The organism is Streptomyces sp. NPDC037083, assembly GCF_055606485.1.
In genome coordinates, this window is record NZ_JBVJSQ010000049.1 from 1 (window position 1) to 1,104 (window position 1,104).

The 1,104-nt window shown below is 65.9% G+C and carries 1 protein-coding gene; it reads right to left on the reverse strand.

Annotated elements, in window-relative coordinates; all coding sequences use genetic code 11:
* Window positions 1–43: 43 nt before the first annotated feature.
* The gene (locus tag ACZ7DE_RS41010; RefSeq protein ID WP_470769654.1) at window positions 44–883 is read right to left on the reverse strand and encodes an IS5 family transposase; all 840 of its coding nucleotides are present in this window, start codon (window positions 881–883) and stop codon (window positions 44–46) included.
* Window positions 884–1,104: the final 221 nt, after the last annotated feature.

Consider the following 1,104-nt stretch of genomic DNA (forward strand, 5'->3'; position numbering starts at 1 on the left):
CTGAAAGAGCGTTTTGTCCTGGCGAGGTTGTTTGGTTCGAGGTTCAGGTGTCGCGCCAGTTTGGGGTGGATTCGCGGGTGAGTCGTCGGCATATGAGGTCGATCATCGCGACGTGGATTATGGCTTCGGATCGGTGGGGGTGGGTCTCGTAGTCGCGTGCGAGGCGGCGGTGGTGCATCAGCCAGCCGAAGGTGCGCTCGACGACCCAGCGTCGGGGGATCACTTTGAATCCTTTGACGCCGGGGTCGCGTTGGACGACTTCGACGTCGATGCCGAGGCGGGCGCCGTGGTCGATGGCTTTCGTCCGGTAGCCGGTGTCGGCCCACGCCTTGGTCACCCGAGGGGTCGCGGCGGAGATCTGGGAGAGCAGGTGGATGCCGCCGGTGTTGTCGGAGACACTGGCTGCGGTCACCCAGACGGCCAGCAGCAGGCCGAGGGTGTCGACGCCGATGTGGCGTTTGCGACCTGCGATTTTCTTGCCTGCGTCGATGCCCTGGCCGGCCGCGGGCACGTTGGCGGAGGTCTTGATGCTCTGTGCGTCCAGCACGCAGGCGCTGGGCTCGGCATCCCGGCCTTCGGCTTCACGCACCAGGCGCCGCAGCAGGCCGTTGAGGTGGTCGAAGATGCCTTCTTTCTGCCAGGCGGCGAAGTAGCCGTAGACGGTTTCCCATGGCGCGAAGTCGTGTGGCAGGTACCGCCAGGGGATCCCGGTGCGGTCGACGTAGAGGATGGCGTCCATGATGCGGCGCAGGTCGTGCTCGGGAGGGCGGCCGATGTCCAGGCCCTTGCCTCTGCGCTCGGCCCGCCAGGCGGTGAGCGTGGGGCCGATCAACTCCCAGCGGGCATCGGACAGGTCGCTGGGATACGGGCGCTGTCGCGTCATGTTTCGGTAGTACCGTCGGGCGCGGCGCACCCCCAGGGCGCAAACAGCGTCAACCGGGGGCGCTTTGGGATCAGACAGGAGCGACTCGACTCAAACGGGCAGAGGTATGGAGTCTCCTGTCACGCAGGGCTGCATCGGCCACTCTCGTCCCAGCAGTCGCAGACTCACTCACCCTTCGAAGCGCCACCAAACAACCTCGCCAGGACAAAACGCTCTTTGAG

Coding starts and splice junctions, on each gene's coding strand:
- ACZ7DE_RS41010 (WP_470769654.1), bottom strand. CDS start 883: ATGACGCGACAGCGCCCGTATCCCAGCGACCTGTCCGATGCCCGCTGG.